Origin of the sequence: Roseicella sp. DB1501, from assembly GCF_013112485.1 — a bacterium.
In the GTDB taxonomy this organism is placed as follows: Bacteria; Pseudomonadota; Alphaproteobacteria; order Acetobacterales; family Acetobacteraceae; genus Paracraurococcus.
This window is the reverse complement of record NZ_JABFHG010000012.1, coordinates 84,861-106,337: the sequence shown is the minus strand read 5'-3', so window position 1 is coordinate 106,337 and position 21,477 is coordinate 84,861. Positions and strand designations below refer to the sequence as shown.

Genomic DNA, 21,477 nt, shown 5'->3' with positions numbered 1-21,477 from the left:
GGCGACCTCACTCGACATCGCGCAGCACCGGGCCGCCCGGCCCCTCGACGATGGCCTGCACCTTCGCCTCGGCCTCGGCCAGCTTCCGCTCGCAATGCTGCCGCAGCGCGGACCCGCGCTCGTAATCCGCGATCGCCTGGGCCAGGCTGCCCTTGCCCCCTTCGAGCGACCGTACGATTTCCTCCAACTCCTGCAGCGCGTCCTCGAAGGACAGCGCGGCCAGCTCCCGCTGTGCCGTCATGATGCCCGTTCTGTCCCCCTTCTGGCGCGCCGGGCGGCCCCGCCTTCCCCGCGCGGTCCCATCCGGCTCGAACCCCCACCATACATCCTGCGCGCGTGTGGCAAAACCTCACCTCGCGCCTGGCCCCGGCTGTGGTGGCCCATCCTGTGGCGCGGGCGCGACACGGCGGCCGGCAAGGGGCGCACGCCCGTCCGCATCGTTGCAAAATCATCTTGTTTCAAACCCATCATGCAGCCGATGCCGACAAGGATGTTGCGGCGCTGGCCACGGCCATCGCAGCATGCGGACCAGGCGACATCCCGCTCAGGGGAATGGCCTTGCGCGGCACCGCGCAGCCGAGCGTGAAGACACGCCGGCGGGACCGAGGAGGAGAGAGTCCATGAGTTCGACAACGCTCGGCGGCGCCTCGCCGCGCAAACCGGTAGCCGGCGAACTATTCGCAGGCGATGCAGGCCTTCCCCCCGCCGCCGGTCCGCTCGAGGAGCGGCACCTGCGCTCGCAGGCCTATCGCAACGCGGCGCAGCAGGAGAAGCTGACCAAGACGCATTGGCACATCGCCTGGGCGAATGGCCTGGGCTGGGGCTTCGACGGCATGGACGGGGCGATCTTCTCCCTCGTCGCGCCGCTGGTGATGGCGGAGTTCGCCGTCACCCTGCCGGAATACCGCACCGGCGTGCAGATCGCGATGCTGGTCGGCATCATCGGCCTTTATCTCTGGCCCTGGCTGGCGGACCGCTTCGGCCGGCGCACGCTGCTGGCCATCAACATCGCCATGTTCTCGCTGATGATGCCGCTGGTGGCGCTCGCGCCTACCTGGGGGTTCTTCGTCGCCGCCTATTCCATCGTCCGCTTCGCCCTCAACGGCGAATGGGCGATCGGCTCCATGCTGGTGGCCGAGACCTGGCCGGCGCGGCTGCGCGCCCGCATCGTCAGCAGCAACCGCGCCGCCTGGGGCGTCGGCGCGGCGCTGGCCGGCACCATCACCGCCCTCGTCGTCGGGCAATGGGGCTGGCGCGGCGCCTTCGTGCTGCCGGCGGTGGTGGCGCTGCTGGCGGTCTATGTCCGCTTCCTCTGCCCGGAATCGCCCTATTGGGTGCGCACCACCGACCGCAAGCAGCGCATCCGCGCCGAACTCGCGTCCGGCCAGACGATCAGCGAGGAGGACCGACAGTGGTTCGGCAAGGCCGACAAGGTGGGGCTGCGCCAGCTCTTCCTGCCGGATATGCGCCGCAACACCATCCTGGCGACCTTCGTCGCCGTCACCAACCTCATCGCCTTCTCGACCGTCGGGCTCTGGATGCCGCTCTTCCTGAAGGAGGCGCATGGCTGGACCACGGCCGAGTACAGCAGCTTCTACATCGCCTGGGGCCTGATCGGCGTGGTCGGCATTGCCGGCGCGGGCTGGATCTCCGACCTGCTCGGGCGGCGGCTCGCCTTCGTGCTGATGCTGGCGGAGGGCGCGCTGTTCCTCACGCTCTGGATCTATTCGCAGGACCGGACGCTGCTCTGGATCTTCGGCCTGCTCTGGAGCATCGGCTTCCTCGGCGTCTGGGGCCCGGCGACCACCTACACCGCCGAGATGTACCCGACCCGCATCCGCGGCGTCGGCAACGGCTTCTCCTGGGCGCTGGCCTTCTTCATCGGCTACGTGCTCTGGCCCTTCGTCTCGGTCTGGATCCGCGAGGCGACCGGAAGCTTCCACCTCGCCTTCCTCGTCATCCCGGTCTTCATGCTGGGCCAGGCGGCGGTGGTGTGGTGGTTCAGCCCCGAGCATGCCGGCAAGGATCTCGACGGCATCCATGTTTGATATCGCCACCCCTCGATCGGCGGCGCAAACCTCCGGTTTGCTCGGCGACGCGATACAGGTCGCGGGCCCCATTCGGGGCCTCGGGCCGGTCAGGCAACCGGTCCGCTGATCCGAGACGCACAACCTTCCGCGGCAATGCCGCGGAAGGCGGCTCTCAGGGCAGCCCGGCCATCCGGGCGATCACGGCATGCACGGCGGCGGTATCCTCGGCGCCGTGCCCCTCGGCCAGCGTCGCCGCATGCAGCGGCAGCACGGCGCTGAACAGCGGCAGCGGACAGTCGAGCGCGGCGGCGAAGGCGCCGATCACCGCCAGGTCCTTCGCCCAGAGCGCGTTGCGCATGGTCGGCGGCTCGTAGCGGCGCGCCACCATCATCGGCGCCCGCAGCTCGAAGACGCGGGAGGTGCCGGCGCCGCTCCGCACCAGCTCGAAGACCTGCTCCGGATCCAGCCCGGCCTTCTCCGCCAGCACCATCGCCTCGGCCGAGGCGACGTTGTGGATGGCGACGAGCAGGTTGGCGACGAGCTTCATCCGCGTGCCGTTGCCGAAGGCGCCGAGATTGTGCGTCGCGCGGGCGAAGCCGGCGAAGAGCGGCGCGCAATGCGCGACGGCCTCGCCGTCGCCGCTGGCATAGACGACGAGGTCGCGCCGCGCCGCCTGCGCCCCGGTGCCCGAGAGCGGGCAATCGAGCGCCACATGCCCGGCCGCGCGCAGCGCCGCCTCGGCCGCCTGCTTGTCCTCCAGCGCGAAGGTGCTGGTCTCGACGAGGATGCAGGGCGGCGCGCCGGCGACGGCGATCGCCTCGACGGTCGCGCATAAGGCCGCGGGCGTCGGCAGGCTGGAGAGCAGCAGCCGCGACTCCCGCGCCGCCGCCCCGGCATCCGGCAGGATCCGCACGCCCTCCTCGGCGAGGGCGGCGCAGCGGGCCGGATCGGGATCGACGCCCAGGACGCGCCAGCCATCGACGCGCAGGTTGCGCGCCATGGCGCCGCCCATGATGCCGAGGCCGATGACGCCGACCACCTGGTCCATGACCGTTCTCCCTACCCCGCCGCAGTCTTGCGCAGACGGCATCCGCCGTGAACCACAGGGTTGGACGATCCGGCCCCTTCCTCCAGGAATCCCCGGCGAGGCTCCGGGGATCGCGCCTTGTCGCCGGCGGCGAGGCGCGGCATGCATCACCGCGGGCCCGGTGCAGCGGGCCCGGTGCAGCGGGTTCGGTGCAGCGGGCACCGTGCAGGGAGTTGGCCATGGCCACCGAGGTCGAGCGGAAATTCCTCGTCGCCGGCGGGGGCTGGCGCCATGCCGCGCTCGGCCCCGGCCTGCCCTTCCGCCAGGGCTACCTGCCGAATGGCGGCGGCGCCGATGCGCCGGTGGTGCGCATCCGCTTGGCCGGCGCAGCGGGGGTGCTGACGATCAAGGGGCCGGGACTGACCACGCGCGCCGAGTACGAATACCCGATCCCGGCCGAGGATGCGGCGGCGATGCTGGCGACGCTCTGCGTCCCGCCGGTGCTGGAGAAGACCCGCACGCGCGTGGCGCATGCCGGGCTGGTCTGGGAGGTGGACGAATTCGCCGGACCGCTCGCCGGGCTCGTCCTCGCCGAGGTCGAGCTTGCGCGCATCGACCAGCCTGTCGCGCTGCCCGACTGGGTGGGGCGCGAGGTGAGCGGCGATCCGCGCTACCTGAACAGCAACCTCGTCCGCGCCGGCCTCCCGCCGCGGCCATAGCACCCGCCCCGTACGACGCAGATGGAGTCCATGCCTCTCCTGCCGCAGGGCGCCGCCCTCGCCTGGCTGCTCGTTGCGGCGCTCGCGGCCGGGCTGGCGCGCGGCTTCTCCGGCTTCGGCGCGGCGCTCATCTTCGTGCCGCTGGCCTCCATCGGCCTCGGCACGCGGCAGGCGGCGCCGCTGATGCTGGCGCTCGAGGTGCTGGCGATCGCGCTGCTGACGCCAGCCGCCTGGCGCATCGCCGACCGCCGCGAGGTCGGCTGGCTCGCCCTCGGCGCGGCGCTCGGCACGCCGCTCGGCGCCGCGGTGCTGGCCCTGGCCGATCCGCTGGCGCTGCGCTGGGGCGTCGCGCTGGTGATCCTCGGGCTGCTGGCGCTGCTGGTCTCCGGCTGGCGCTTCCGCGGCGTGCCCTCGCGGCCGGTGACGCTCGGCTTCGGGCTGGCCGGTGGCGTGCTCGGCGGCGTCGCCATGGTGAGCGGGCCGCCGGTGCTCGCCTATCTGCTCGGGCGCGAGGGACCCGCGCGGCAGCTGCGGGCGGATTTCGCCTTGTTCCTCGCGGCCGGCGCGGTCTTCATCGGCATCGCCTATGCGATGGCGGGGCTGCTGGATGCGCGGCTGCTTGGCCCCTTCGCCATCGGCGCGCCGGCCTATGCGGCCGGCATCGGCCTCGGCGCCTGGAGCTTCGGCCTCGCCAGCGAGCGGGTCTTTCGCCTCACCTGCCACGCCATGATCGCCGTCGCGGCGCTGCTCGGCCTGCCGGTCTGGGACGCGCTGCTGCGCTGACCTCCGTTGCCCTGCTCATGGCTGGCGCGCCTCCCGCCGCAGGGTCATCGCCGGGTTGCGGGTGAAGAAGCCGTAGGGCTTCAGCTCGATGCGGTGCCACTTGGTCGGTAGCACCGGCCAGTCCTCCGGCCGCGTCAGGTGGTGGAAGCCCATCGTCGCCCAGACCACCAGATCGGCATTCTCCACCGGGCGCCCGCGCGCGGCGAAGCGCGGCAGGCCATCGCCGCCGCGCGCCTGGTTCGGCCAGGGGCCGGCGGCGTGGATCTCGGCCGGATCGTAGCCGGTCACCCAGAGCGGCGCGGCGGTGAAGGCGGCCCGCCGCTGCGGGAAATCCTCCGGATCGAGCAACGAGGTGGCGCCATGGCCGAGCACCACCTCGTAGCCCGGATGATGGCCGAGCGTCGTCGTCAGCCCGGGATTCACCACCCGCCAGACCTCCGGCGCATGCTCGGGCAGGACCGCGCCCTCGACCGGCATCGGCACCGCCTCGGGCGCCCAGAGGCTGCGGCGCGGCGTGCCCGCGGCCGCCGCGCGCGGCACCAGCCGCTCCCGCCGGAAGCTGTTCGCCGGGCCGTCCACATCGAGATCGAGGCGGAAGGAGATGTAGTGGTCGTGCCAGACGCCGACCGCGCCGGGCGCCACCAGCATGCCGGTCGTCACCTCCTGCGCCGCCCCCGGCTCGGCCATGCTGCGCGCCGCGACGCCCTTCACCGCATCCATCCCCGTCGCGCCGACATCGATGCGGATTTCGCCGCGCTGGGTGAAGACCCAGTCCATGACGTAGTCGTAATTACCGACGGTCGGGATGCTGCGCACCACCAGCTCGACCTCCGGCCGGCCCTCGTAGCTCTGGTCGACGATCTCGGCATGTCGCCAGGCCGGGTTGCCGGTGTCGCGCTCGAAGATGCAGAGAACGCCGGGCAGCGTCATCGGCTTGCCGTCGTCGCCGGGCAGCACCGCGTCCAGGAACTGCGCATGCGCCGGGCAGTCGGTGCCGGGGGCGAGCGTCGAGGCGAGGGCGCCGAAGCCGTACTCGCCGATATCCATGTAGGAGCGGTAGTACCAGGCCTCGGAGGCGTCCATGTAGGGCACGAACATCTCCGAGGCATGGCCCGCATAGAGCACCATGCGGTCGCGCCCCTCCTCTGCCCAGCGCGCCAGCGAGATCATGGGGCCGAAGCGGCGGTCGAGCCGGACGTGGAAGCGCCACTTGTCCCAGCTCACCTCCTGCCCGGCGATGACGGCATTGCCGCCCATCGGCGCCGCCTGCCGCACCGGCCGCATGGGCGGGCGGAGATCGGGGAAGGCGGCCTCGTCGGCCCGGTCCGGCCCCTCCCGCACCGGCACCGCGCCGGTATCGACCACGCGGAGCACCTGCCCGGCGCCGAGATCGACGATGGCGAAGAGCCCCTCGATCGGCCGCCCGTGCACGGTGGTGCGGGCGCCCTTCGTCTCGTAGCAGGGCACGCGCAGCAGCCGCCGCCCCTGCTCCTCGGCAGTGCCGAACCAGCCGACGGTGAGCGGGGCACAGAACAGCGTGTCGAAGGCGGTGTAGCCGCGCTTGCGCATCGCCGCCTGCCAGGCGGGATCCGCCAGGGTGAGCTTCGAGGCCAGCTCCCATTCCTCGAGCAGCACGCCGGATTGCACATCGGGGATCGGGCGCGGCCCCGTCACCCGGCCCGTGGCGAGGTCGATCTCGGCCTCGGCCATGGCGGCGCCGCGGCGCAGCACGACATGCGCCCGGCGCGGCGCCGGCTGGCCGGAGAGCACGGCGGATTTCGCCGGCTCCACCAGCTCGACGGCGACGAAGCGGGTCGCGTCATCCGCGGCGCCGGCTTGGCGGAGCGCGGCGGTGGCGGCCGTGATCTCCTCCGCGCCCAGTGGATCCAGCGGATGCGCCGCCGTGGCGCCGCCCAATAGGCCGCCTAGCATCAGGATCGCGCCGAAGCCCCAGCGCATCATCCAGCCCGGCATGCTCCCCCTCCATTGCTGCAATGCCGTATCACAGCCGGTTCGGCACCGAACCGCGAGGGGTTTTCCGGTGTTTGGGCGGAAGGTCTCGAAGCCGGGTCGGGAGGAACACGTGATGGATCGCCTGGGATCCTGGGTGGTGCCGATGCTCGTGGCGGGCGGCCTTGCCGCCCCCGCGCTTTCGCAGCAGGCGCCGGCGCTGGTCTATATTCAACCGCTCGCTCCTGCGGCGGTCACCGCGGTGCAGGAGAAGCTGAAGCAGGCGGGCACCTATACCGGGCGCGCCGACGGCATCTGGGGGCCCGACAGCCAGGCGGCGCTGGAGCGCTTCCAGGCGGCGCATGCGCTGGTGCCCTCGACGCAGCTCAACCCCGCCACCGCGGCGACGCTCGGCCTCAGCCCCAGCGAGTTGCTGGCCGCCGGCCCCGGTGCCGGCCCGGCGCCGGGCACGCCGGCCGCGATGGCGACCGAGCCGCTCAACCCGGCCGCGGTGCGCAACATCCAGCAGAGGCTGAAGGCGCTGAACTTCTACCGCAGCGATGTGGACGGCGCCTGGGGCGCCAGCACCCAGGCGGGCATCGAGCGCTTCCAGCAGGGGCGCGGCCTCCAGGCGACCGGGCAGATGAACCCGGCCACGGCGCGCGAGCTCGGTCTCGATCCGAACAACCTCGCTGCGCCGGCGCGGTAGCGCCGGGGCAACCGGTTATCAACGGACCGGTCGCTTGACCGGTCCGATGCCCCGAACGAGGCCGCCGCCGGTCGCGCCGCGAGGCGCACCTGGCGGCGCGACGCCAAGCAAACCCAGAGGTTCTGCGACCGGCGTTTGGGGGGCCCGCATGCGGTCACGCATGCAGGCCACTGGCATAAGCTGGATCAGCTCTCCCGCTCGACCATCATCTGCTTGATCTTGCCGATCGCCTCGGCCGGGTTCAGCCCCTTGGGGCAGGTCCGGGTGCAGTTCATGATGGTGTGGCAGCGGTAGAGCCGGAACGGGTCTTGCAGATTATCGAGGCGCTGGCCGGTCGCCTCGTCGCGGCTGTCGGCGATCCAGCGATAGGCCTGCAGCAGCACGGCCGGGCCGAGATAGCGGTCGCCGTTCCACCAGTAGGACGGGCAGGCGGTGGAGCAGCAGAAGCACAGGATGCACTCCCACAGCCCGTCGAGCTTCGCTCGCTCCTCCTTCGACTGCCGGCGCTCGCCATCCGGCGGCGGCGGGGTGTCGGACTTCAGCCAGGGCTCGACCGAGCGGAGCTGCGCGTAGAGCTGCGACAGGTCCGGCACCAGGTCCTTCACCACCGGCATGTGTGGCAGCGGGCTGATCTTCACGTCGCCCTTTACGTCCTCGATCGGCTTGAGGCAGGCGAGGGTGTTCAGCCCGTCGATGTTCATCGAGCAGGAGCCGCAGATTCCCTCGCGGCAGGACCGCCGGAAGGTGAGCGTGCTGTCCACCTCGTTCTTGATCTTGATCAGCGCGTCCAGGACCATCGGGCCGCACTTGTCGAGATCGATCTCGTAGGTGTCGGTGCGCGGATTCTCCCCGGAATCGGGATCGAAGCGGTAGATCCGGAAGGACCTCACGTTCTTGGCGCCGGCCTCGGCCTTGAAGGTCTTGCCCGGCTGGATCGTGCTGTTCTTCGGGAGCGTGAAGGTGGCCATGGATCAGGTCGTTCCCTGGGCAGGCCACCGCGGGGCAGAAGCGCCCGCCGGCAGGGACCGGCCCGACATGAAGGATGGGGCGAGGCGCATCCTGCGCTTGGCTAATAGACGCGCGCCTTCGGCGGGAAGACCTGGACCTCGTTGGTGAGGGTCCGCATCTTCACGTCGCGATAGTCGAGCTTCACGTTGCCCTTCTCGTCGACCCAGGCGAGCGTGTGCTTCATCCAGTTCTGGTCGTCGCGGTCGGGGTAGTCCTCCTGCGCATGCGCTCCCCGGCTTTCCTTGCGGGCATCGGCGCCGACGATGGTCGTCATCGCGTTGCCGATGAGGTTGTCGAGCTCGAGCGCCTCGACCAGGTCGCTGTTCCAGATGAGGCTGCGGTCGGCGATCTTGATGTCGTCGTAGCCAGCATGGACCTTCTTCATCTTGTCCACACCCTCGCGCAGCAGCTCGGAGGTGCGGAACACCGCCGCGTGCGTCTGCATGGTCCGCTGCATGTTCAGCCGCAGCTCGCCGACCATCGTGCCGCCCTTGGCGTGGCGCACGCGGTCGAGCCGGTCGAGCGCCTTCTCGCCGGCCTTGGGCGGCAGCGGCGGCTGGCCCGCGCCCGGCTTGAGCGTGTCGGCCGCCCGGTGCGCCGCGGCGCGGCCGAAGACGACGAGGTCGAGCAGCGAGTTGGTGCCGAGCCGGTTGGCGCCGTGCACCGAGACGCAGGCCGCCTCGCCCACCGCCATCAGCCCGGGCACCACGCGGTCCTGGTCCTCGGCGGTGGGGTTCAGCACCTCGCAATGGATGTTCGTCGGGATGCCGCCCATGTTGTAATGGACGGTCGGCAGCATCGGGATCGGCTCCTTGGTGACGTCCACGCCGGCGAAGATCTTCGCCGTCTCGGAGATGCCGGGCAGCCGCTCATGCAGGATCTCGGCGCCGAGATGCTCGAGATGCAGGTGGATGTGGTCCTTGTGCGGCCCGACGCCCCGCCCCTCGCGGATCTCGATCGACATGGCACGGGAGACGACGTCGCGCGAGGCGAGGTCCTTCGCCGTCGGGGCGTAGCGCTCCATGAAGCGCTCGCCCTCGGAATTCGTCAGGTAGCCGCCCTCGCCGCGAGCGCCCTCCGTCACCAGGCAGCCGGAGCCGTAGATGCCGGTCGGGTGGAACTGCACGAACTCGTTGTCCTGCAGCGGCAGGCCGGCGCGCAGCACCATGCCGCCGCCATCGCCGGTGCAGGTGTGGGCGGAGGTGCAGGAGAAATAGGCCCGGCCGTAGCCGCCCGTCGCCAGCACCACGGTCTGGGCGCGGAAGCGGTGGATGGAGCCGTCCTCGAGGTTCCAGGCCATGACGCCGCGGCAGGCGCCTTCCTCATCCATGATCAGGTCGAGGGCGAAGTATTCGACGAAGAATTCGCAGTTGTGCTTCAGCGACTGCTGGTAGAGCGTGTGCAGGATGGCATGGCCGGTGCGGTCGGCCGCGGCGCAGGCGCGCATGGCCGGCGTCTTGCCGTAATGCTGCATGTGGCCGCCGAAGGGCCGCTGGTAGATGCGCCCATCCTCGGTGCGGGAGAAGGGCACGCCGTAATGCTCGAGCTCGATGATCGCCGGGATCGCCTCGCGGCACATATACTCGATGGCATCCTGGTCGCCGAGCCAGTCCGACCCCTTCACGGTGTCGTACATGTGCCAGCGCCAGTCATCCTCGCCCATATTGCCGAGCGCGGCGCCGACCCCGCCCTGGGCCGCCACGGTGTGGGAGCGCGTGGGGAAGACCTTGGTGATGCAGGCCGTCTTCAGGCCGGCAGCGCCCATGCCGAAGGTGGCGCGCAGCCCGGCGCCGCCGGCGCCCACCACCACCACGTCATAGGTGTGGTCGACGATCCGGTAGGCGCCCTGCGAGGGCATGCTGATCGCATTCATCATCCGTGTCCCTATCCGCCCCCATCCCGCGCCGGGCGGGGCGATCCGGAGCCCGAGGCGGCCGCGGCCTGGCCGCGCCGCCCCTCAATCCTCACTGCGTCTCAGACCGCGATCCGAAGGACCGCGAGCGCCGCGGCGATGGCCAGCAGCCAACAGATGGCCCTGACTCCGTAAATTCCCGCCACCTTGGCCCATTCCTGATTCGCATAGTCCTCCATGATCACCTGCATGCCTGCCGCGGTGTGGTGGAAGGCGAGCGCGATCGCGGCCAGCAGCAGCACCGCGTTGAAGGGATGCGCGATCCAGTCGCGCGTCACCTCATAGGGCGCGCCGGCGAGCGAGGCGGCCGAGAGGGCGAACCAGAGCACCAGCGGCAGCAACGCGACGGAGGTGAGGCGCTGCATCAACCAGTGATGCGTCCCGCCCTTGGCGGAGCCGAAGCCACGCACCCGGCCGAGCGGCGAGCGCATCGTGGCGTCGGCGGCGGAATCCTTGGCCATCTTCGGCGATCCTCAGCGGGCCCAGGCGATGATGGCGATCAACCAGGTCAGCACGGTCATCGCCGCCGTCCCGATCAGCACCGCCCGGCCGGATTTGTAGGTGGTCGGAATGTCATAGCCGTAGCCGGCATCCCAGGCGAGGTGCCGCAGGCCGTTCAGCGTGTGGAACCAGGCGGCGGCCGTCAGGCCGAAGAGGCCGAGCACGCCGAGCCAGGAGGTGAGGAACCAGGTCACCGTGGCATAGGCACCGGGCCCCGAGGCGGTGGCGACCAGCCACCAGACCAGCACCAGCAGCCCGACCGACCAGATCACCCCGGTGATGCGGCCGCTGATCGACAGCGCGCTGGTCAGCTGCATCATGTCGTACACCTGCAGGTGCGGCGACAGGGGCCGACGGATGGGCGTGCCGTCCGATCGGCGACCGAACATGGTCGCCTCGCGCGAGTCCTGCATGATGGACATTGGTACATTCACTCCTGCGGCTGAACCAGGCGCGGTGCGGCATTCCTGCGACACGCCTTCTATGGTGCCCTGCGGCATAGCGTCAATTGCGCCCGGTCACGCGGATCGTGATCGACGAGGCATATTTAGGAATGATATCCTATTATCATGCCCCGCCCCCAGCAACCCCCCAGGCCGCGCCCCGGGCCACGCCCGCCCCTGCTGCAACGCCTGCGGCCCTGGGCGGATTTCCTGCAGCGGCTGCTGGTCGCGATCGCGGCGGCGATCGCCATCTGGAAGGCGGTGCACGAGAGCCTCAACTGGCCATCCTGAGGCCGGCGACGCCGCCGAGGACCAAGGCGAGGCAGAGGATCCGTCCGGCGGTGGCCGGGTCCCCCTCCACTGCCATGCCCCAGACCGCCGTGCCGACGGCGCCGATGCCGACCCAGACGGCATAGACGGTGCCCATGGGCAGCACCTGCAGCGCGCGCGACATGCAGTAGAAGCTGACGCCCATGGCGGCGAGGGTCGCGGCGCTCGGCAGCAGGCGGCTGAAGCCTTCGGTGTATTTCAGCAGCACTGCCCAGACGACCTCGAAGCCGCCGGCGATGGCGAGCCAGATCCATGCCATACAGTCTCTCCCGGCTTTGATGGGCGCCCCACCGGGACGCCGCGGATAGGAAGCCCCGCCCCCGGCCGCGCACCAGCGCGTTTCGGGCCGCCCAGCCCTGCGGCCCGCGCCGCCGGACGCGGCCGTGGTGCCAGCCTCAGCCGGCCGCGGCCGGCGCCACCTCGCCGCCGAAGGCCTGGGTGCGGACCAGCCGGGCATAGAGCCCGTCCGCCGCCATCAACGCGGCATGCGTGCCCTGCTCCACCGCCCGCCCCTCCTGCATGACCACGATGCGGTCCGCCTCGCGCACCGTCGCCAGGCGATGCGCGATGACGAGCGTGGTCCGCCCCCGCCGCAGCCGCGCCAGCGCCGCCTGCACCAGCGCCTCGTTCTCGGCATCGAGCGCGCTCGTCGCCTCGTCCAGCAGCAGCACCCGCGGGTCGCGCAGCAGCGCCCGGGCGAGGGAGACGCGCTGCTTCTGCCCGCCCGAGAGCCGGCCGCCGCCGGGGCCGAGCAGCGTGCGGTAGCCCTGCGGCAGCGCCGCGATGAAGTCGTGCGCCGCCGCCGCCCGCGCCGCCGCCTCCACCTCCGCCTCGCTCGCCCCCGGCCGGCCGCAGGCGATGTTGGCGAGGACCGTGTCGTCGAAGATCACCGCCTCCTGCCCGACATAGGCGATGGCGTCGCGCAGCGAGGCGAGCGTCACCGACCGCACATCCGCCCCATCCAGCAGCACCCGCCCCGCGGTCACGTCGTAGAGGCGCGGGACGAGGGCCAGCGCCGTCGACTTGCCGGCGCCCGAGGGCCCGACCAGCGCCACCGTCTCGCCCGGCGCGGCGGCGAAGCTGAGGCCGGACAGCGCCCGGTCCGGCGTGCCCTCATAGGCGAAGCCGACCGACTCGAACGCCACCCGGCCATGGCCGGCCGGCAGCGGCCGGGCGTCGGGCGCCTCCACCACCGCGCGTGGCGCGTCGATGACGGCGAAGACCCGGGCGAGGCCGGCCAGCCCCTCCTGCAAGGCGGCGTTCAGCGAACCGAGGGCGCGGATCGGGCGCGAGGCGATCAGCAGCGCCGCGACGAAGCCGGTGAACTCGCCGACCGTGCCCTGCCCGGTCGAGACCCGCCAGCCGACGAAGCCGAGCACGGCGGCGACCGCGACGCCGCCCAGCGCCTCCAGCATCGGATCGAGGCTGGCGCGGGTGCGGGCGATGCCGAGCAGGCTCTCGCGCAGCCGGGCGAAGGTGCGGTTGGCGCGCGCCTCCTCCTGCTCCTCCAGCCGGTAGGCGCGCACCACGCGGGCGGCGGCGAAGCTCTCGGTGAGCTGCGCCGCGGTCTCGCCCATCCGCTCCTGCACCCCGCCCGAGGCGCGGCGGATGCGCTTGCCGAGGCGCAGGATCGGCAGCACCGCGACCGGGTACATGGCCGCGGCAATCAGCGACATCTGCCAGTCGAGCCAGATCATGGAGGCGACGAGGCCGATGACCGTGAGGATGTCGGCGCCGCCGTTGATCGACTTGGTCAGCGCCTCGCGGATCGCCGCCGCATCGACGGTGAAGCGGCTGGCATGCCGGGCCGGCGCGTCGCGCAGCACCGCGGCGAGGTCGGCCCGGGTCAGCGCCCGGAACAGGTCGCCCTGCAGCGCCTCGATCACCCGCAGCACGACGGATTGCACCGCGACCGCCTGGCCGTATTGCGCCGCCGCCTTGGCCAGGGTTACGCCGATGATGACCAGCGGCAGCAGCCAGGCGAGGTCCGGGTCATTGGCGCTGAAGCGGTCGAAGCCCTGCTGGATGACGACCGGATAGAGGGCGGTGAGCCCCGCCAGCGCCAGGGTGCAGAGCACGGCGAGGGCGATGCCGCGGCGGTGCCGCGCCAGGTAGCCGCGCAGCAGGCGCCGGATCAGGGCCCGGGAGGAGGGATCGGCGGGGAGGACGGCCATGGCGGCGCGGGTTTATCGGATCGCCGGGCCGGCGGCCAATTCCCGCAGGCGGGCGAGGCATTCCCCATGCGTGGCGGTGCAGCCGCCGGCGAGCCACCAGGCCCGGACCTCGGCGAGCAGGCGGCCGATGCGCGGCCCCGGCGGCAGGCCGAGGCTGAGGGCGTCCCGCCCCTGCAAGGGGAAGACCGGCCGCGGGGTAGCCGCCAGCCGTCCCGCCACGCCCTGCCAGCCGCCGGCGGGGCCGGCCGAGGCCGCGCGCTCCATCCGCAGCCAGGAGCGGACGAGCAGGGCTTCCGCATCCGCCTCGGCGAGCAGCCGGTTGACGGCGATGGCATCGGCTTCCGGCGTCAGGACGTCGCCCACGAGATAGCCCTGCAACCGCCCCGCTTCCTCGCCGGACAGCCGCAGCCGCCGCGCCAGCGCCGGCAGATCGACATCCGGCGCCAGGATGGCCGCCAGCCGCACCAGCGGCGTCTGCGGCAGCGGCGAGGACAGGAGCGCATCGAGGCGATCGCGCCGCCCCGCCTCCGGCAGCACCGCCCCGAGCACCCCCGTCGCCGCCATCAGCGCCAGCGCCGCGCGCGGGTCGGGCGCCGCCAGCAGCCGCTTCAGCTCCATCCAGACCCGCTCGGCCGAGAGCCGCGCCAGGCCCGGCACCGCCGCCCGGATCGCCGCGACCGCCGCCGGATCGGGCGCGCCCCGCCCGTAGCGGGCCTGGAAGCGGAAGAAGCGCAGCGCCCGCAGATAGTCCTCGGCCAGCCGCGTCGCCGGGTCGCCGACGAAGCGCAGCCGCCCGGCGGCGAGGTCCTCGCGGCCGCCGAAATAATCCCAGACCTCGCCGGCGCCGCTCATCGACATGGCGTTGATGGTGAAGTCGCGCCGCGCCGCATCCTCCCGCCAGTCGGTGGTCCATGCCACCTCGGCATGCCGACCATCGGTGGCGAGGTCGCGGCGCAGGCTGGTGACCTCGACCGGCTCGCCGTCCAGCACCGCCGTCACCGTGCCATGGGCGAGGCCGGTCTCGGCCACCTTCAGCCCGGCGGCGCGCAGCCGGGCGATGATCGCCTCGGGCGGCAGCGGCGCGGCGACATCGACATCCTGCACCGGCCGGCCGGCCAGCGCGTCCCGCACCGCCCCGCCCACCGCCCGGGCGCCGGGCAGCGCCGCCAGCACCGCCGCCGGCGCGCCGCGGCCGAGCAGGCCCGGCGGCGCGACCCGCGCCACCGGCGGGTCCCCACTCATCGCCCTCCCCTCACCGCGCCGCATCCAGGGGGGCGTGCGTCACCCGGCCATCGGGGCCGAGCTGCGCCGGCACGTAGCGCTCATGCGGCGGCATCGAGACGGAGAGCCCGTACCAGAGGGCGAAGAGGAACATCAGCAGCACCCCGGCCAGCCCGGCCAGCACCACCCGCGGCCCCGGCTCGACGCCCGGATTGAGCCGGCGCCAGAGGGCATAGGCCGCGAAGGGGAGGATAAACAGCAGGATGTCGACGAGATAGGGCATCGGGCCGCCGCGCGACAGGGATTGGAAGACGGCGCTGTAACGCGGCGGCCATGCCCTTCGGCGCCCAACCCGCACCCGCCCCTGGCGCCCCCCCCTATCTCAGCCGGCGCGCGCCGGCACCGCCTCGGGCGCGCCGCGCAGCACGCGCGCCAGGTTCACCAGGATCGCCGCGGTCGCGCCCCAGATGTAGTGGCGCTCATGCGGCCAGACCCAGAAGGTTCGGCTGCGGCCCTTCCATTCCGCCATCCGCCGCTCCGGCGCCGCCGGGTCGAGCACCACCGCGAGCGGCAGCTCGAAGGGCTCCTCCACCTCGGCCGGATCGGGCACGAGGTTGAGCGGCGGCGGCACCAGCCCGACGACCGGGATGATGTGGAAGCCGGTGCCGGTGCGGTGCTCCGGCAGGCGGCCCAGCAGTTCCGGCAGGCGGGGGTCGAGGCCCACCTCCTCCGCCGCCTCGCGCACCGCCGCCGCCTCGGGCGTCTCGCCCGCCTCGATCCGGCCGCCGGGGAAGCTCACCTGCCCGGCATGCGAGGAGAGCCGCGCCGCGCGCAGGGTCAGCAGCACCGTCGGCTCGGCATGCATGACGATGGGCACGAGAACGGCGGCCGGCCGCGCCGGCAGCACGGCGCGGTCCTCGGCATCGTCGAAGCCCGTCGGCTCGGCCAGCGCCAGCGCCGCGGGATCGGCCAGGCGGGCGGCGATCTCGGTTGGCGTCACGCCAGGGCCGCCGCGGCGGCCCGCATGGCAGCCGGTCTCATTCCGCCGCGACGTCGAGCGCGCCGACCTCGTCGATCGGGAAGAAGACGCCCTCGCTCCAGACGCCGAGGACCTCGCGGCCATCCACCGTCTCGGTCTGGCCGAGCGCGACCAGCTCGTAGAAGACCGCGCGGTTGATCCGCGCCTCGATCCCCGGCCGGATCGTCACATAGGGGCGCGGCTCCCGCGTCTTCGGGTCGAGATGCACCCGGATCGGATGCTCGGCATCCGCCGTCACGATCTGGTCGAGATTGGTGCGGAAGCTGAGGCATTGCCGCGGCTTGCCGTCGCCGCAGTCGCAGTCGCGCCAGCACATCTCGACGGCGACGAAGGGTGCGTCCTCGACATCGATGCGGCCGCGCTCGACCGGCGTCTCGAGCCAGTAGCCGCCATCCTCGCCGCGCTTCAGCACGCTGGCGAAGAGGCAGACCAACTCCTTGCGGCCGATCACGCCGCCCTCATGGTACCAGGTGCCGTTCCGGTCGATGCGGATCGCGTAATGCCCGGCATCGCGCTTCGTGCGCGGCGGCCCGCCGCGCGGCGCGGCGCCCTCCGCTCCCCCCTTTGGGCCCCCCTCCAGCCCCGCCATCACGCCTTGCCCGCCCGAGGGGCAAGGCAGGTCCCCGCCCACGGGGCGGGACGGGTCGCGGACGGGCCGCATCCGGTTCTGCACGACTGCCTCCCCATTCAACGCTTTGTCCCAACCGTCCCTGGCCATAGGCTTCGTCATCCACATGTCCGGGCCCATATCAGGGAGACGCCGCACCGGCACCGTGCCGGCAACACCTCTCCGGGCGTCGGCAAGGACGCTCGGGGCCAATATAGGGATCGGGTCTGGGATGATTGAAGTGGCGGGCTCCAAGTCGGACGGCGCGAAACCCGGCGCGGGCGAGGCCGGCGCCCTGGTCGCCGAGGTCGAGGCGCTCGGCGAGCGGCTGCACCGGGTGCGGCAGGCGGTCGGGCGGGTGATCTTCGGGCAGGAGGAGGTGGTGGAGCACACGCTCATCACCCTGCTCTCCGGCGGCCATGCGCTGCTCGTCGGCGTGCCCGGCCTCGGCAAGACCAAGCTCGTCGAGACGCTCGGCACCGTGCTCGGCCTCGATGCGCGGCGGGTGCAGTTCACGCCCGACCTGATGCCGGCCGACATCATCGGCTCGGAGGTGCTGGAGGAGGGCGAGGGCGGCCGGCGCGCCTTCCGCTTCCTCCCCGGCCCGGTCTTCTGCCAGCTGCTGATGGCCGACGAGATCAACCGCGCCAGCCCGCGCACCCAGTCGGCGCTGCTGCAATCGATGCAGGAGCACCGGGTCGCCGTCGCCGGCCAGGTCCACCCGCTGCCCGGGCCCTTCCACGTTCTCGCCACGCAGAACCCGATCGAGCAGGAGGGCACCTATCCGCTGCCCGAGGCGCAGCTCGACCGTTTCCTGCTCGAGGTCGAGATCACCTATCCGGACGAGGCGGCGGAGCGTGCCATGCTGCTCGCCACCACCGGCGCGCAGGATGCCCGGCCGATGCCGGCCCTGACGGCGGCCGAGCTGATCTCGGCGCAGGCGCTGATCCGCCGCATCCCGGTCGGCGAGGGCGTGCTGGACGCCATTCTCCGCCTTGTGCGCGGCGCCCGGCCGGAGACCTCCTCCCTGCCCGGCATCGGCAAGCAGCTCGCCTGGGGCCCGGGGCCGCGCGCGGCGCAGGCGCTGATGCTGGCGACCCGCGCCCGGGCGGTGCTCGACGGCCGCCTGGCCCCCTCGGTGGAGGATGTCCTCGCCCTCGCCGCCCCGGTGCTGCGGCACCGCATGGCGCTCAACTTCTCGGCCCGCGCCGAGGGAGTTGCGGTCGCCGACGTGATCGAGACGCTGAAGGCGCAGCTTGGCTGAGCCGCGCAAGCCGGGCGCGCCCGGCCCGACGGCGCTGCGGGCCGAGGCGCTGGGCGCGCGGCTGCCGCCCCTCGTCGTCGCCGCCGACCGCATCGCCGCGACCGTGCTGCAGGGCGTGCACGGGCGGCGGCGGGCCGGCCAAGGCGACGCCTTCTGGCAGTTCCGCCCCTTCCTGACCGGCGACGCCGCCGCGCGCATCGACTGGCGGCAGAGCGCCAAGAGCGACCGGCTCTTCATCCGCGAGACGGAATGGGAGGCGGCGCAGACCGTCGCGCTGTGGTCGGACGCCTCGCGCTCGATGGAATGGCGCTTCTCGCCGAGCCGGCCGACCAAGCGGGAGCGGGCGGACCTGCTCAGCGCGGCGCTGGCGGCGCTGGTGCTGCGCGGCGGCGAGCGGGTGCGGCTGTTCGGCGGCGCCCGTGGCGGCAGCCGCAGCCATGCCGGGCGGGCCGGCCTCGCCTCCCTGGTCGAGACCATGGGCCTGGTCACCAAGTCGCAGTCCCTGCCGGTGCCCGATCCCAGCCTGCCACGGCATGCGCGGGCGGTGCTGATCGGCGATTTCATGGCGCCGCTGCCGGAGATCCACGCCACCGTCGCCGCCCTCGCCGCCTGGCCGGTGCGCGGCCATATCCTGCAGGTGCTGGATCCGGAGGAGGAAACGCTCGGCGAGGGCAACCGGGCCTATGCCGGCCGCGTCCTGTTCGAATGGGGTGCGGGCGGCCAGAGCATCCTCGTGCCCCGGGTCGAGGAGGCCCGCCCGATCTATGTCGAACGCCTGCGCCATCACCGCGAGGGCATCGCCTCCATCGCCGCCGCCGCGGGCTGGGGCTTCATGACACACCATGTCGACCAGCCGCCGCAGACCGCGCTGCTGGCGCTGTGGCAGGCCCTCGGGCCGGAATAGGGTCGACCCCATGCGCCACCCCCTGCCGCGGCGGCCCGGCCCGCCATGCTGAGCCTCGGCCCCCTCGCCTTCGCGGCGCCCTGGCTGCTGCTGGCCCTGCCGGCGCTGCCGATCCTCTGGTGGCTGCTGCGCGTCACCCCGCCCGCGCCGCGCCGCATCGGCTTTCCGGGGCTGCGGCTGCTGCGCGACCTGCCGCTGGCGCAGGAGACCCCCGCGCGCACGCCATGGTGGCTGCTGCTGCTGCGCCTGGTCGCCGCGGCACTGGTGATCATCGGCCTCGCCCGGCCGGTGCTGGGCCCCGGCCCTGGGGCCGCCGGCGAGGGGCTGCTGCTGCTCGTGGTGGATGACGGCTGGGCCGCCGCGGCCGGCTGGCCCGCGCGCATGGCCGCCGCCGGCAGCGCCCTCGACGGCGCCGCCCGGGCCGGGCGCAACGCCGCCCTGCTCGCCACCGCCCCGGCCGAGACCGGCGAGGCGCCGCGCCTCCTCGGCCCGATGCCGGCCGAGGATCTGCGCGCGCGGCTGGCGGCGCTGCGGCCGAAGCCCTGGGCGCCCGACCGCGCCGCCGCCCTCGCCGCCTTCCAGGCCTGGCGGGCGAGCCATCCCGGGCCGCTCGCCACGCTGCTCGTCAGCGACGGCACCGAGGACCCGGCCGAGGGGGCCGGCCCGCTGCAGGCGGCGCTCGCCGCGGCGGGCGAGCTCACCCTCGCCCGCGACGAGGCGCATCCCACCCGCCTGCTGCCGCCGCCCGTCGCCGAGGCGGACCGGCTGCGCCTCAAGGTCCGGCAGGTGCCGCAGCCGGCGGCCTCGGAGGCGGTGGTGCTGGCCCGCACCGGCGATGGCCGCGCCCTGGCCGAGGCGCGGCTGCCGATCGCGGCCGGGGCGGCGGAGGGCGAAGGCGTGCTGGAATTGCCGCTCGAGCTGCGCAACCAGGTGGTCCGCCTCGATCTCGAGGGCGAGTCCGGCGCCGGCGGCGTCGTGCTGCTCGACGAGCGCTTCCGCCGCCGCCCGGTCGGCCTGCTGCCGGCGGCGGAGGAGGGCGCCGACGCGCCGCTGATCGGCGACCTCTACTATCTGGACCGCGCGCTGGCGCCCTTCGTCGAGCTGCGCCGCGGCTCGATCGAGCAGTTGCTGGCGCGGCCGATCTCGGTGCTGGTCCTGGCCGACCGGCCGATCGGCGAGGGGCCCGACCGCGCCGCGCTCACCCGCTGGGTGGAGCGCGGCGGCACGCTGATCCGCTTCGCCGGCCCGCATCTCGCCGAGCGGCAGGACCCGCTGCTGCCGGTGCCGTTGCGGGCCGAGCGGCAGTTGGGCGGCGCGCTGTCCTGGGAGCAGCCGCAGCGCCTCGCGCCGTTCCCGGAGACCTCGCCCTTCGCCGGCCTGCCCATCCCCGGCGAGGTGTCGGTGGAGCGGCAGGTGCTCGCCGAGCCCTCCCCCACCCTCTCGGGCCGCAGCTGGGCGCGGCTCTCGGACGGCACGCCGCTGGTCACCGCCGAGGCGCGCGGCCAGGGGCGCATCGTGCTGTTCCACGTCACCGCCAATGCCGAATGGTCGAACCTGCCGCTGTCGGGCCTCTTCGTGCAGATGCTGCGGCGAATCGTCGCCCTCTCCTCCGGCGTCCAGGGGGCGGAGGGCGATGCGCCGCTGGCGCCGCTCGAGACGCTGGACGGCTTCGGCCGGCTGGGCCCGGCGCCGCCGGCCGCCGCCGCCCTGCCGGCCGCGGCGATCGACACCGCCATCCCCTCGCCGCGCAACCCGCCGGGCTGGTACGGCACCCCCGGCCGGCCCGCGGCCGAGGCGGGCGCCGATGCCACCTACCGGCGCGCCCTCAACCTCGGCAGCGGCCTGCCGGCGCCGCGCGCCGCGCCGATGGCGCCGCCCGGCACCCGCTTCCTCGCCATCGGCGGCATCCCGGCCGAGCGCGATCTCGGCCCCTGGCTGCTCGCGCTCGCCCTGCTGCTGCTGGCGGCGGATCTGCTGATCGGCCTCGTCCTGCGCGGGCTGCTCGGCCGGCCGGGGGCGCATCGCCAAGCGGCCCCTCCCACCGGGGGCGGCTCCGGCCCGCCGCGCGCGGCGGTGCTGCGCGGCGGTCTCCTGCTCCTGCTGCTGGCCGCGGCGCCGCTCCGGGCGCAGCCGCTTTCCGATCCGGACTGGGCGGCCGACCCGGCGCTCGCCACCCGCCTCGCCTATGTCGTCACCGGCGATGCCACAGTGGACGACACGCAGCGCATGGGCCTCGTCGGCCTGTCGGATTTCGTCAACCGGCGCACCGCGGCGGCGCTGGCCGAGCCGACGGCGGTCACCCCCGGCCAGGACGACCTCTCCTTCTACCCGCTGCTCTACTGGGTGATCCTGCCGGACGCGCCGCAGCCCGACCCCGCCGCGGTCGCCGCGCTGAACGACTTCATGCGGCATGGCGGCATCATCCTGTTCGACACGCGCGATGAGGGCTCGGGCGAGGGCTTCGCGGCCGGGGCCGGCGCGGCGCTGCGGCGCGTCACCCGCGACCTGGCCGTCCCGCCGCTCGCCCCCCTCGCCGACGACCATGTGCTGAAGCGCGCCTTCTACCTGCTGCCCGAGCTGCCGGGCCGCTTCGCCGGCGGCCAGGTCTGGGTGGCGCGCGACCAGGACCGGGCGAATGACAGCGTCTCCCCGGTCATCATCGGCGGCCATGACTGGGCCGCTGCCTGGGCCATTGACGGCCGCGGCAACAACCCCTTCGCGGTGATCCCGGGCGGGGCGCGGCAGCGGACGCTCGCCTACCGCTTCGGCGTCAACCTCGTGATGTACGCGCTCACGGGCAACTACAAGGGCGACCAGGTGCACGTGCCGGCCATCCTTGAGCGGTTGGGGAATTAA

The 21,477-nt window shown here is 73.3% G+C and carries 21 protein-coding genes; 8 read left to right on the top strand and 13 right to left on the bottom strand.

Going from position 1 to position 21,477, the window contains the following annotated elements:
• Positions 1-7 precede the first annotated feature (7 nt).
• Positions 8-241 (bottom strand): exodeoxyribonuclease VII small subunit, encoded by a 234-nt coding sequence (locus HJG45_RS21540; protein ID WP_171614936.1) that lies wholly within the window; start codon positions 239-241, stop codon positions 8-10.
• 379 nt (positions 242-620) lie between these two features.
• Here HJG45_RS21540 and HJG45_RS21535 point away from each other — a divergent pair, with 379 nt between their 5' ends.
• The gene (locus HJG45_RS21535; protein ID WP_171614934.1) at positions 621-2,048 is read left to right on the top strand and encodes an MFS transporter; all 1,428 of its coding nucleotides are present in this window, start codon (positions 621-623) and stop codon (positions 2,046-2,048) included.
• A 154-nt stretch (positions 2,049-2,202) separates the two neighbouring features.
• Here HJG45_RS21535 and HJG45_RS21530 read toward each other — a convergent pair whose 3' ends face one another.
• The gene (locus HJG45_RS21530) at positions 2,203-3,078 is read right to left on the bottom strand and encodes an NAD(P)-dependent oxidoreductase (protein WP_171614932.1); all 876 of its coding nucleotides are present in this window, start codon (positions 3,076-3,078) and stop codon (positions 2,203-2,205) included.
• Positions 3,079-3,296: 218 nt separating this feature from the next.
• Between HJG45_RS21530 and HJG45_RS21525 the strand changes: the two genes are divergently transcribed.
• Positions 3,297-3,776: a CYTH domain-containing protein gene (locus HJG45_RS21525; protein ID WP_171614930.1), complete on the top strand. Its 480-nt coding sequence runs from the start codon at positions 3,297-3,299 to the stop codon at positions 3,774-3,776.
• A gap of 30 nt (positions 3,777-3,806) precedes the next feature.
• Positions 3,807-4,559: a sulfite exporter TauE/SafE family protein gene (locus tag HJG45_RS21520; protein WP_171614928.1), complete on the top strand. Its 753-nt coding sequence runs from the start codon at positions 3,807-3,809 to the stop codon at positions 4,557-4,559.
• Positions 4,560-4,574: 15 nt separating this feature from the next.
• Here HJG45_RS21520 and HJG45_RS21515 read toward each other — a convergent pair whose 3' ends face one another.
• Positions 4,575-6,533, bottom strand: a complete 1,959-nt coding sequence (locus HJG45_RS21515) for a tyramine oxidase (protein WP_171614926.1) — start codon at positions 6,531-6,533, stop codon at positions 4,575-4,577.
• Between the two features lie 112 nt (positions 6,534-6,645).
• On the opposite strand from HJG45_RS21515, the gene HJG45_RS21510 reads away from it, so the two are divergent.
• Positions 6,646-7,218 carry a peptidoglycan-binding protein gene (locus HJG45_RS21510; protein WP_171614924.1) on the top strand — a complete coding sequence of 191 codons (573 nt, stop codon included), beginning with the start codon at positions 6,646-6,648 and terminating at the stop codon, positions 7,216-7,218.
• A gap of 185 nt (positions 7,219-7,403) precedes the next feature.
• Here HJG45_RS21510 and HJG45_RS21505 read toward each other — a convergent pair whose 3' ends face one another.
• The 4 genes from HJG45_RS21505 to sdhC all read right to left on the bottom strand — a co-directional run bounded on the left by HJG45_RS21505 (position 7,404) and on the right by sdhC (position 11,061).
• Positions 7,404-8,186: a succinate dehydrogenase iron-sulfur subunit gene (locus tag HJG45_RS21505; protein WP_171614922.1), complete on the bottom strand. Its 783-nt coding sequence runs from the start codon at positions 8,184-8,186 to the stop codon at positions 7,404-7,406.
• Positions 8,187-8,287: 101 nt separating this feature from the next.
• Complete coding sequence (sdhA, locus tag HJG45_RS21500) at positions 8,288-10,099, bottom strand: succinate dehydrogenase flavoprotein subunit (RefSeq protein WP_171615070.1); 1,812 nt, start codon at positions 10,097-10,099, stop codon at positions 8,288-8,290.
• A gap of 101 nt (positions 10,100-10,200) precedes the next feature.
• Entirely contained in the window at positions 10,201-10,599 is a 399-nt protein-coding gene (gene sdhD, locus HJG45_RS21495) for a succinate dehydrogenase, hydrophobic membrane anchor protein (protein WP_171614920.1), read from the bottom strand.
• Between the two features lie 12 nt (positions 10,600-10,611).
• Positions 10,612-11,061, bottom strand: a complete 450-nt coding sequence (sdhC, locus tag HJG45_RS21490) for a succinate dehydrogenase, cytochrome b556 subunit (RefSeq protein ID WP_171614918.1) — start codon at positions 11,059-11,061, stop codon at positions 10,612-10,614.
• A gap of 147 nt (positions 11,062-11,208) precedes the next feature.
• Here sdhC and HJG45_RS21485 point away from each other — a divergent pair, with 147 nt between their 5' ends.
• Complete coding sequence (locus tag HJG45_RS21485; protein ID WP_171614916.1) at positions 11,209-11,373, top strand: hypothetical protein; 165 nt, start codon at positions 11,209-11,211, stop codon at positions 11,371-11,373.
• On the opposite strand, the gene HJG45_RS21480 is transcribed toward HJG45_RS21485, so the two are convergent.
• The 6 genes from HJG45_RS21480 to HJG45_RS21455 form a co-directional block, all read right to left on the bottom strand.
• A complete protein-coding gene (locus HJG45_RS21480) occupies positions 11,357-11,671 on the bottom strand; it encodes a multidrug efflux SMR transporter (RefSeq protein WP_171614914.1) in 315 nt (104 codons plus the stop codon). The genes HJG45_RS21485 and HJG45_RS21480 overlap by 17 nt on opposite strands.
• A 136-nt stretch (positions 11,672-11,807) precedes the next feature.
• A complete protein-coding gene (locus HJG45_RS21475) occupies positions 11,808-13,586 on the bottom strand; it encodes an ABC transporter ATP-binding protein (RefSeq protein WP_171614912.1) in 1,779 nt (592 codons plus the stop codon).
• 12 nt (positions 13,587-13,598) lie between these two features.
• Entirely contained in the window at positions 13,599-14,828 is a 1,230-nt protein-coding gene (locus HJG45_RS21470; RefSeq protein ID WP_171614910.1) for a CCA tRNA nucleotidyltransferase, read from the bottom strand.
• A gap of 10 nt (positions 14,829-14,838) precedes the next feature.
• Positions 14,839-15,090, bottom strand: a complete 252-nt coding sequence (locus HJG45_RS21465; RefSeq protein WP_171614908.1) for a hypothetical protein — start codon at positions 15,088-15,090, stop codon at positions 14,839-14,841.
• Between the two features lie 99 nt (positions 15,091-15,189).
• Positions 15,190-15,807, bottom strand: coding sequence for a CoA pyrophosphatase (locus HJG45_RS21460; protein WP_368040651.1), 618 nt, complete (start codon positions 15,805-15,807; stop codon positions 15,190-15,192).
• A gap of 37 nt (positions 15,808-15,844) precedes the next feature.
• On the bottom strand, positions 15,845-16,435 hold the full coding sequence (locus HJG45_RS21455; protein ID WP_171614904.1) for a DUF1285 domain-containing protein: 591 nt from the start codon (positions 16,433-16,435) through the stop codon (positions 15,845-15,847).
• A 250-nt stretch (positions 16,436-16,685) separates the two neighbouring features.
• Here HJG45_RS21455 and HJG45_RS21450 point away from each other — a divergent pair, with 250 nt between their 5' ends.
• From HJG45_RS21450 to HJG45_RS21440, 3 genes are read left to right on the top strand one after another with little or no spacing between them, the layout of a single operon-like run.
• Positions 16,686-17,717, top strand: coding sequence for a MoxR family ATPase (locus tag HJG45_RS21450; RefSeq protein ID WP_171614902.1), 1,032 nt, complete (start codon positions 16,686-16,688; stop codon positions 17,715-17,717).
• Positions 17,710-18,621: a DUF58 domain-containing protein gene (locus HJG45_RS21445; RefSeq protein ID WP_171614900.1), complete on the top strand. Its 912-nt coding sequence runs from the start codon at positions 17,710-17,712 to the stop codon at positions 18,619-18,621. Before HJG45_RS21450 ends, HJG45_RS21445 begins: the two co-directional genes overlap by 8 nt.
• A 45-nt stretch (positions 18,622-18,666) precedes the next feature.
• Positions 18,667-21,477, top strand: a complete 2,811-nt coding sequence (locus HJG45_RS21440) for a DUF4159 domain-containing protein (RefSeq protein ID WP_171614898.1) — start codon at positions 18,667-18,669, stop codon at positions 21,475-21,477.

Bases quoted from the DNA above. Each gene is read 5' to 3' on its own strand.
- HJG45_RS21455 (WP_171614904.1), bottom strand. From the start codon at position 16,435: ATGGCGGGGCTGGAGGGGGGCCCAAAGGGGGGAGCGGAGGGCGCCGCG.
- HJG45_RS21520 (WP_171614928.1), top strand. From the start codon at position 3,807: ATGCCTCTCCTGCCGCAGGGCGCCGCCCTCGCCTGGCTGCTCGTTGCG.
- HJG45_RS21510 (WP_171614924.1), top strand. From the start codon at position 6,646: ATGGATCGCCTGGGATCCTGGGTGGTGCCGATGCTCGTGGCGGGCGGC.
- HJG45_RS21475 (WP_171614912.1), bottom strand. From the start codon at position 13,586: ATGGCCGTCCTCCCCGCCGATCCCTCCTCCCGGGCCCTGATCCGGCGC.
- HJG45_RS21540 (WP_171614936.1), bottom strand. From the start codon at position 241: ATGACGGCACAGCGGGAGCTGGCCGCGCTGTCCTTCGAGGACGCGCTG.
- sdhA (WP_171615070.1), bottom strand. From the start codon at position 10,099: ATGAATGCGATCAGCATGCCCTCGCAGGGCGCCTACCGGATCGTCGAC.
- HJG45_RS21485 (WP_171614916.1), top strand. From the start codon at position 11,209: ATGCCCCGCCCCCAGCAACCCCCCAGGCCGCGCCCCGGGCCACGCCCG.
- HJG45_RS21465 (WP_171614908.1), bottom strand. From the start codon at position 15,090: ATGCCCTATCTCGTCGACATCCTGCTGTTTATCCTCCCCTTCGCGGCC.
- HJG45_RS21535 (WP_171614934.1), top strand. From the start codon at position 621: ATGAGTTCGACAACGCTCGGCGGCGCCTCGCCGCGCAAACCGGTAGCC.
- HJG45_RS21515 (WP_171614926.1), bottom strand. From the start codon at position 6,533: ATGCCGGGCTGGATGATGCGCTGGGGCTTCGGCGCGATCCTGATGCTA.
- HJG45_RS21480 (WP_171614914.1), bottom strand. From the start codon at position 11,671: ATGGCATGGATCTGGCTCGCCATCGCCGGCGGCTTCGAGGTCGTCTGG.
- HJG45_RS21525 (WP_171614930.1), top strand. From the start codon at position 3,297: ATGGCCACCGAGGTCGAGCGGAAATTCCTCGTCGCCGGCGGGGGCTGG.
- HJG45_RS21530 (WP_171614932.1), bottom strand. From the start codon at position 3,078: ATGGACCAGGTGGTCGGCGTCATCGGCCTCGGCATCATGGGCGGCGCC.
- HJG45_RS21470 (WP_171614910.1), bottom strand. From the start codon at position 14,828: ATGAGTGGGGACCCGCCGGTGGCGCGGGTCGCGCCGCCGGGCCTGCTC.
- HJG45_RS21440 (WP_171614898.1), top strand. From the start codon at position 18,667: ATGCTGAGCCTCGGCCCCCTCGCCTTCGCGGCGCCCTGGCTGCTGCTG.
- HJG45_RS21505 (WP_171614922.1), bottom strand. From the start codon at position 8,186: ATGGCCACCTTCACGCTCCCGAAGAACAGCACGATCCAGCCGGGCAAG.
- HJG45_RS21450 (WP_171614902.1), top strand. From the start codon at position 16,686: ATGATTGAAGTGGCGGGCTCCAAGTCGGACGGCGCGAAACCCGGCGCG.
- sdhC (WP_171614918.1), bottom strand. From the start codon at position 11,061: ATGTCCATCATGCAGGACTCGCGCGAGGCGACCATGTTCGGTCGCCGA.
- sdhD (WP_171614920.1), bottom strand. From the start codon at position 10,599: ATGGCCAAGGATTCCGCCGCCGACGCCACGATGCGCTCGCCGCTCGGC.